Raw genomic sequence first — 8,349 nt, forward strand, 5'->3', positions numbered from 1 at the left:
TGCTCTCGGAAATCGATGTGCAGACCGCTTCCGGCATCGTCACTTCGGTGATCACTACCCGCTCGGTCAAGGAGTTGGAGCTGGTAGTGGGCAGCGAAGTGATCGCCTTTGTGAAATCCACCGAGGTGTCGATCGCCAAGTTGTAAGCCGGTGAACAAAAAACAACCCCGGAGGGTGTGTGCCCTGCGGGGTTTTTTGTGCCTGTCGCGAAAGGGCCGGTGCATGCGCTAGAGATTTCTTTTGGGTAAATATGGCGGAAGGTACAACCCGATATAGGCATCAAACACGCGCATCCCTTCCTCAGCCATGCGCGGGGTGATCTGCCCGTGCTGCTGCACCGAACGCGCATACACGCGGTCGCCGAGCTCCATCGCCAGGGCAAACACATCGACATCGTCCGGCAGCCTTGGCAACTCGAAATGCTGGTCGAACAGCTTGTGCATCAGGTCGCCCAGTTCCAGATCGTGCTGGCGGTCGGCCTGGGTCACTTCGGTCAGGCCGTGTTGCGCCAGGATCAATTGCCGTGCGGCTGCATCCTGGTCGTAGATCTCGAGCATGCGCTGTTCGACCAGTCGCGACAGGTCTCGCCAGTCACGTAACGCGTCGTGATCGATCGGCGCTTGCAGGCAGGCGCGGAAGGCTGCGTGGACATCGGCGGTCAGGGCTTCAAGCAGCGCCGGGACGCTGGCGAAGAAGTGATACACGGAGGAGGGTGGAATTTGCGCGCGCTCGGCAACGCTGTAGATCGACAGACTGGCCACGCCCTCGGCCGCCAGCAGCGTGCGCGCGGCATCGAGGATCGAATTGATCCGCGCCTGACTGCGGGCACGGGGTTTGCGAACGGTGGCGGGACGCGTCATGGAAGTCTCCTGCGGGGCAGCGGGCATTGTACGCGGAGCGCCCGGTGTTCGACATTCCTGAGTGGCAGACTGTGGCGAGGGGATTTATCCCCGTTGGGTAGCGAAGCGACCCCAAATCCAGCCAATGCGGTGTATCAGCAAAATCTGGTCATCAGGTTTTACGACTGCTTCGCAGCCGAACGGGGATAAATCCCCTCGCCACAGAATCAATACCCCGCCCTTGTGGGAGCTGGCTTGCCAGCGAACCGCCGCAGGCGGCCATAAAAAAACGCCGTGGGCGCGAAGCCAACGGCGTTCCTTTGGACGTTACAACGCTTACACGGTATGCAGATACCAGTTGTACTCAAGGTCGGAGATGGAGTGTTCGAACTCCTCCAGCTCGCTTTCCTTGCAGGCGACGAAGATATCGATGTACTTCGGATCGATGTACTTGGCCATCACCTCGCTGTCGTCCAGCTCGCGCAGGGCATCGCGCAAGTTGTTCGGCAGGCTCTGTTCGTTCTGTTCGTAGCTATTGCCTTCGACAGGCGCGCCCGGTTCGATCTGGTTGACCAGACCGTGGTGCACGCCGGCCAGTACCGAAGCCATCAGCAGGTACGGGTTGGCGTCGGCGCCGGCCACGCGGTGCTCGATACGTACGGCATCGGCAGAGCCGGTCGGTACGCGAATCGCCACGGTGCGGTTGTCCAGGCCCCAGCACGGCGAGTTCGGTACGTAGAACTGCGCGCCGAAGCGACGGTAGGAGTTGACGTTCGGGCAGAGGAAAGCCATCTGCGCCGGCAGGGTCTCGAGCACACCGCCGATCGCGTGACGCAGTGCGGCGTTCTGCTCGGGATCCTCGCTGGCAAAGATGTTGTTGCCTTCTTTGTCGAGAATCGAAATGTGCACGTGCAGACCGTTGCCCGCCTGGCCCGGATACGGCTTGGCCATGAAGGTGGTGTCCATCTCGTGGTCGTAGGCGATGTTCTTCACCAGACGCTTGAGCAGGACGGCGTAGTCGCAGGCCTTGATCGGGTCAGCCACGTGGTGCAGGTTGACTTCGAATTGCGCCGGGGCGCTTTCCTTGACGATGGCGTCTGCCGGGATGCCCTGCTCTTTCGCGCCTTCGAGGATGTCTTGCAGGCAGTCGACGTATTCGTCGAGATCGTCGATCAAATACACCTGGGTCGAAATCGGACGTTTGCCGGACACCGGTGAACGTGGCGACTGCGGACGACCGTTCACGTTGTCCTGGTCGATCAAGTAGAACTCCAGTTCGAACGCGGCGCAGATGGTCAGCCCCAGGTCGTCGAACTTGCGCACGACATTGGCCAGCACTTCACGCGGGTCGGCGAAGAACGGCTCGCCTTCGATTTCATGCATGGTCATCAGCAGTTGCGCGGTCGGGCGCTTCTGCCATGGCTCGATGCTCAGGGTGCCTGGGATCGGGTAGCAGATACGGTCGGCGTCGCCGATGTCCAGACCCAGGCCGGTGCTTTCCACCGTGGAACCATTGATGTCCAGAGCAAACAGGGAAGCCGGCAGGTTGATGCCTTTCTCGTAAACCTTATGAAGACTGGTGCGTTCGATGCGCTTGCCGCGCACCACACCGTTCATATCCGCAATCAGAAGGTCGACGTACAAAACCTCAGGATATTTCTTAAGGAATGCGTTTGCTTCGTTGAGTTGAACGGTACGCAGAGGGACCGACATGATGCACCTATTTTTTTACTGTTAATTATTATGTTCACCGCCCTTTCACGCAGCCAGTCAATCCGAAAGGCAAAGTGAAGTCAATAGCGAACACCGCGCCTTTCGACCTTTATTTTCGGGCCTCCAAGCGGCACGAGAGTGCCAAACCAGCCTCGAAACACCTGTAAATCCTGAAGATCGGACGCGCGGCGTTTAGAATTTTTTACATGGGAGTTGTTAATTAAAATCAACAAGGCTAAGCTCCGGAAAAGCTCGTTCAAGTGTCAAACTTCGAGGTGATAAAAATGGCATTCAAGCCATTGATCGGCGTTACTGCGTGCGTCAAACAGATTGGCCTGCACCCCTACCACGTCAGCGGCGACAAGTACTTGCGCGCTGTCAGCGTTGCGGCGCTGGGGCTGCCCGTCGTTATTCCTTCCCTAGGCGACCTGACCGAAATCGAGGATCTGCTACCGCAGCTTGACGGTCTGTTGCTGACCGGCTCGCCCTCGAATGTGGAACCCTTCCACTATCAAGGCCCCGCCAGCGCCCCCGGCACGGATCATGATCCGGCGCGGGATGCCACCACCCTCCCCCTGATCCGTGCAGCCATCGCTGCCGGCGTTCCGGTGCTCGGCATCTGCCGGGGTTTCCAGGAGATGAATGTGGCGTTCGGCGGCAGCCTGCATCAGAAGGTCCATGAGCTCCCTGGCTTCCTCGATCATCGCGAAGCCAATCACCCGGACCTGGCCGTGCAATACGCACCGGCACATGAGGTGAATGTGCAACCGGGCGGTGTGTTCCAAGCGCTGGATCTGCCTACGGTGTTCCAGGTCAATTCGATTCACAGCCAAGGCATTGACCGACTGGCCCCCGGCCTGCGCGCCGAAGCCGTCGCGCCGGATGGCCTGATCGAGGCGGTCTCGGTCGAGCACAGCAAAACCTTCGCCCTCGGTGTGCAATGGCATCCGGAGTGGCTGGTGCTGGATAACCCTCCCTACCTGAGAATTTTCCAGGCGTTTGGTGACGCGTGCCGACAACGGGCGGCGCTGCGTAACTCGCGCTGACTCAAACCCCGAATATTCAATTTACTGCCCCGTGAAGATCACAGGCGAGCCTTGGCGCGCCTGCCCTTCACGACAACTACACACTGCAATAACAACAAGCACGACCAGGCAGCCAGGACGGCGGCGCCGAATAAACCCGGCGGGATGGGTGATGCCAGCAATGCAAATGCAATTCCCTGTGGGAGCTGGCTTGCCAGCGATGACGGTTGGTCAGTCAACGATCATGTTGACTGCCAGGGCCTCATCGCTGGCAAGCCAGCTCCCACAAGGACCGCAAATGAATTGGCCGGCATCACTCGCTCCGGGTTTGCAATCAACTATTAAGTCAGGCCGCGTTGGCCCGACGACTGAAACCTGTTGGGAGTTTCACATGGCAAACGCCTCCAGCATCTACAGGAAGGCTCTTGAAGGTCACCAGGCACCGAAAAAGGTTCTGGTGAAAGTCGACCGCGTCACCAAGAAATTCGACGAAACCACCGCTGTGGACGATGTGTCCCTGGAAATCCATCAGGGCGAAATCTTCGCCCTGCTCGGTGGTTCCGGTTCCGGTAAATCGACGCTGCTGCGCATGCTCGCCGGCTTCGAGCGTCCGACCGAAGGCCGGATTCTGCTAGACGGTGTCGACATCACCGACATGCCGCCGTACGAACGGCCGATCAACATGATGTTCCAGTCCTACGCCCTGTTCCCGCACATGACGGTGGCGCAGAACATCGCCTTCGGCCTCAAGCAGGACCGTTTGCCCGCCGCCGAAATCGACGCCCGCGTGGAAGAAATGCTGCGTCTGGTGCACATGACCCAATACGCCAAGCGCAAACCGCACCAGTTGTCCGGTGGTCAGCGTCAGCGCGTGGCGCTGGCCCGTTCCCTGGCCAAGCGGCCGAAGCTGTTGTTGCTCGACGAACCCATGGGCGCGCTGGATAAAAAGCTGCGCTCGCAGATGCAACTGGAGCTGGTGGAGATCATCGAGCGCGTTGGCGTGACCTGCGTGATGGTGACCCACGACCAGGAAGAGGCCATGACCATGGCCCAGCGCATTGCAATCATGCACCTGGGCTGGATCGCCCAGATCGGCAGCCCGGTGGACATTTACGAAGCGCCGGTCAGCCGCATGGTCTGCGAATTCATCGGCAACGTGAATGCCTTCGACGGCACCGTGGTGGAAGACCTCGAAGGTCACGCCATCATTCACAGCCCGGACCTGGAACAGAAGATCTACGTCGGCCACGGCGTCAGCACGTCGGTGCAGGACAAGTCGATCACCTACGCGATCCGTCCGGAAAAACTGCTGGTCAGCACCACCAAACCCGACACGCGCTACAACTGGTCCAGCGGCAAGGTGCATGACATCGCCTACCTCGGCGGCCACTCGGTGTTCTACGTCGAGCTGCCCGGCGGCAAGGTTGTCCAGTCGTTCATGGCCAACGCCGAACGCCGGGGCGCGCGTCCGACCTGGGACGATCAGGTCTACGTGTGGTGGGAAGACGACAGCGGCGTGGTACTGCGCGCATGAGAACCTTCAATCAGCAATTCCTGCGCCTGGTGCCCAGTGGGCGAAAACTGGTGATCGGCATTCCATTCGTATGGCTGTGCCTGTTCTTCATGTTGCCGTTCTTCCTGGTAATGAAGATCAGCTTCTCGGAAGCCGCGCTGGCCATTCCGCCCTACTCGGAGATCTACACCTACGCCGAGCAGAAATTCAACCTGCTGCTCAATATCGGCAACTACACGTTGCTGGGTGAAGACGAGTTGTACCTCTCGGCATACCTCGGTTCGTTGAAGGTCGCATTCTTCAGCACACTGGCGTGCCTGGTCATCGGTTTCCCGATGGCCTACGCCATTACCAAGGCGAGCAAGGAAGCGCAAAACGTCCTGATGCTGTTGATCATGATGCCGACCTGGACCGCGATCCTGATCCGCGTCTACGCATGGATGGGCATTCTCAGCAACAACGGTTTGCTCAACGGCTTCCTGATGTGGACAGGCCTGACCTCACACCCGATCGAGATCCTCAACACCAACATCGCGGTGTATATCGGCGTCGTTTACGCTTACTTGCCGTTCATGATCCTGCCGCTCTACGCCAACCTGGTGAAGCACGATCAGAGCTTGCTGGAAGCCGCGTCGGACCTGGGTTCGAGCACCTTCAACAGCTTCTGGAAAATCACCGTGCCGCTGGCCAAGAACGGCATCATCGCCGGTTGCATGCTGGTGTTCATTCCGGTGGTGGGCGAGTTCGTGATCCCGGAACTGCTGGGTGGTCCGGAGACCCTGATGATCGGCCGCGTACTGTGGCAAGAGTTCTTCAACAACCGCGACTGGCCTGTGGCATCCGCGCTGGCGGTGGTCATGCTGTTGATCCTGATTGTGCCGATTCTGCTGTTCAACCGCAGCCAGGCCAAAGAGATGGAGGCACGGGGATGAAACGTTTCGGGTTTTCAAAATTGATGCTGGTGTTCGGCCTGTCGTTCATCTACCTGCCGATGCTGATCCTGGTGATCTACTCGTTCAACGCATCCAAACTGGTGACGGTGTGGGGCGGCTGGTCGTTCAAGTGGTACGCCGGTCTGCTCGACAACTCGCAACTGATGGGTTCGGTGGTGCGCTCGCTGGAAATCGCCTGCTACACGGCAATCGCAGCAGTCGCACTGGGGACATTGGCCGCGTTCGTGCTGACCCGTGTCACGCGTTTCAAGGGCCGTACGTTGTTCGGTGGCCTGGTCACCGCGCCGCTGGTGATGCCCGAGGTGATTACCGGCCTGTCGCTGTTGCTGCTGTTCGTGGCCATGGCGCAGTTGATCGGTTGGCCGATGGAGCGTGGCATCGTCACGATCTGGATCGCCCACACCACGTTTTGTGCCGCCTACGTGGCAGTGGTAGTCTCCGCCCGCCTTCGCGAACTGGACCTGTCCATCGAAGAAGCGGCCATGGACCTCGGCGCCAAGCCATTCAAGGTGTTTTTCCTGATCACCATTCCGATGATCGCGCCGTCACTGGCAGCGGGCGGCATGATGTCGTTCGCCTTGTCGCTGGATGACCTGGTGTTGGCGAGCTTCGTTTCCGGCCCGGGTTCGACGACCCTGCCGATGGAAGTGTTCTCGGCGGTGCGTCTGGGTGTGAAGCCTGAGATCAATGCCGTGGCCAGCCTGATTCTGTTGGCTGTTTCGATCGTGACCTTCATGGTCTGGTATTTCAGCCGACGTGCCGAAGCCAGCCGTAAACGCGCGATCCAGGAAGCGATGGAGCAGACCGCCAGCGAATCCTGGCAGGCGCCCGAGAAGAAGATGTTGGGAGCGACGGCGTAAGTCGCTGGGGCTTGCTTCTTGTAGCGAGGGAGTTTGCTCCCGCTTGAGTGTGCAGCACTCACACAATTTTGGGGCCGCTGCGCAGCCCAGCGGGAGCAAGCTCCCTCGCCACAGGCACTGGGTTAACCCCCCAGACAGGCACTGTATCAAGCCCCCAGATATTGGGGCTCACTGCCACAGGTTCTGAATTCTGATTTTTGTTTTGTGTATTTGAATAAGAAAAGAAATGGAGTTGTACCGATGAAAATGTTTGGCAGGACTCTGCTGACACTGTCCTTATTGGGCGCGATCGCCTCGGGCGCCCAGGCCAATGACAAGGTTCTGCGCGTCTACAACTGGTCGGATTACATTGCGCCGGACACGGTCAAGAAGTTCGAAGACGAGACCGGCATCCGCGTGACCTACGATGTCTTCGACAGTAACGAAACCCTTGAAGCGCGCCTGCTGGCGGGCAAATCCGGCTATGACATAGTCGTGCCGTCCAACAGTTTCCTGGCCAAGCAGATCAAGGCCGGCGTCTATCGGGAACTGGACAAATCGAAGCTGCCGAACTGGAAAAACCTCAATCCGGTATTGCTGAAAAACGCCTCCGCCAGCGACCCGGACAACGCTCATGCGTTCCCGTACATGTGGGGTTCGATCGGCATTGGTTTCAACCCGGCCAAGGTCAAGGAAGTGCTGGGTGCCAACGCGCCGACCAACTCCTGGGACTTGCTGTTCAAACCGGAAAACGCTGAAAAACTCAAAGCCTGCGGTATCAGTTTCCTCGATTCGCCGACCGAAATGATCCCGGCCGCCCTGCACTACCTGGGTTACCCGGTCAACGACCGCGACAAGGCGCACATCGCCGAAGCTGAAGCGCTGTTCATGAAGATTCGCCCGTCGGTGTCTTACTTCCATTCGTCGAAGTACATCTCTGACCTGGCCAACGGCAACATCTGCGTCGCCGTCGGTTACTCCGGTGACGTGTTGCAAGCCAAGGCCCGCGCCGAGGAAGCCGGCGACAAGGTGAAGATTGACTACAGCATCCCGAAAGAAGGTGCCGGCAGTTTCTACGACATGGTTGCCATCCCGCGTGATGCGGCGAACGTCGAAGAGGCCTATCAGTTCATGAACTTCCTGATGCGCCCGGACATCATCGCCGAGATCACCAACAACATCGGCTACAGCAACGCCAACGCGGCGGCAACGCCTTTGGTGGATGAGGCGATTCGCAACGACCCGGGGTCGTACCCGCCTGAAGCCGTGATGGCGACGTTGTATGCCATTCCTGACCAGCCGATTGCCGTACAGCGGATCATGACCCGCGGCTGGACCAAGGTGAAGTTGGGTAAATAACGGCGCAGAGAGTGGGCACGCCTCAAGGGACGCTCTGCGTTCCAGCTCTGACGAGGGACGCGGAGCGTCCCGGGCTACATTCCCACGCGGAGCGTGGGAACGATCAAA

General features: G+C 59.2%; 8 protein-coding genes. 6 read left to right on the forward strand and 2 right to left on the reverse strand.

The window, feature by feature from the left end; genetic code table 11:
* Nucleotides 1–146: TOBE domain-containing protein (locus D8U69_RS17060; protein WP_130907775.1), on the forward strand; the 146-nt coding region annotated here is incomplete at its 5' end.
* 81 nt (nucleotides 147–227) lie between these two features.
* Here D8U69_RS17060 and D8U69_RS17065 read toward each other — a convergent pair.
* Both D8U69_RS17065 and D8U69_RS17070 read right to left on the reverse strand, forming a co-directional pair.
* Complete coding sequence (locus tag D8U69_RS17065) at nucleotides 228–860, reverse strand: TetR/AcrR family transcriptional regulator (protein WP_130907776.1); 633 nt, start codon at nucleotides 858–860, stop codon at nucleotides 228–230.
* A 315-nt stretch (nucleotides 861–1,175) separates the two neighbouring features.
* Complete coding sequence (locus tag D8U69_RS17070; protein WP_130907777.1) at nucleotides 1,176–2,552, reverse strand: glutamine synthetase family protein; 1,377 nt, start codon at nucleotides 2,550–2,552, stop codon at nucleotides 1,176–1,178.
* A gap of 284 nt (nucleotides 2,553–2,836) precedes the next feature.
* Here D8U69_RS17070 and D8U69_RS17075 point away from each other — a divergent pair, with 284 nt between their 5' ends.
* The 5 genes from D8U69_RS17075 (at nucleotide 2,837) to D8U69_RS17095 (ending at nucleotide 8,241) form a co-directional block, all read left to right on the forward strand.
* A complete protein-coding gene (locus tag D8U69_RS17075; protein ID WP_130906815.1) occupies nucleotides 2,837–3,598 on the forward strand; it encodes a gamma-glutamyl-gamma-aminobutyrate hydrolase family protein in 762 nt (253 codons plus the stop codon).
* A 370-nt stretch (nucleotides 3,599–3,968) separates the two neighbouring features.
* Complete coding sequence (gene potA / locus D8U69_RS17080) at nucleotides 3,969–5,111, forward strand: polyamine ABC transporter ATP-binding protein (RefSeq protein WP_056853451.1); 1,143 nt, start codon at nucleotides 3,969–3,971, stop codon at nucleotides 5,109–5,111.
* A 29-nt stretch (nucleotides 5,112–5,140) separates the two neighbouring features.
* A complete protein-coding gene (locus D8U69_RS17085) occupies nucleotides 5,141–6,022 on the forward strand; it encodes an ABC transporter permease subunit (RefSeq protein ID WP_177336560.1) in 882 nt (293 codons plus the stop codon).
* Nucleotides 6,019–6,903 carry an ABC transporter permease subunit gene (locus tag D8U69_RS17090; RefSeq protein WP_130906816.1) on the forward strand — a complete coding sequence of 295 codons (885 nt, stop codon included), beginning with the start codon at nucleotides 6,019–6,021 and terminating at the stop codon, nucleotides 6,901–6,903. Before D8U69_RS17085 ends, D8U69_RS17090 begins: the two co-directional genes overlap by 4 nt.
* A gap of 240 nt (nucleotides 6,904–7,143) precedes the next feature.
* Complete coding sequence (locus D8U69_RS17095; RefSeq protein ID WP_056853448.1) at nucleotides 7,144–8,241, forward strand: polyamine ABC transporter substrate-binding protein; 1,098 nt, start codon at nucleotides 7,144–7,146, stop codon at nucleotides 8,239–8,241.
* Nucleotides 8,242–8,349 lie beyond the last annotated feature (108 nt).

Origin of the sequence: Pseudomonas sp. Sample_16, from assembly GCF_004307665.1 — a bacterium.
Lineage (GTDB): Bacteria > Pseudomonadota > Gammaproteobacteria > Pseudomonadales > Pseudomonadaceae > Aquipseudomonas.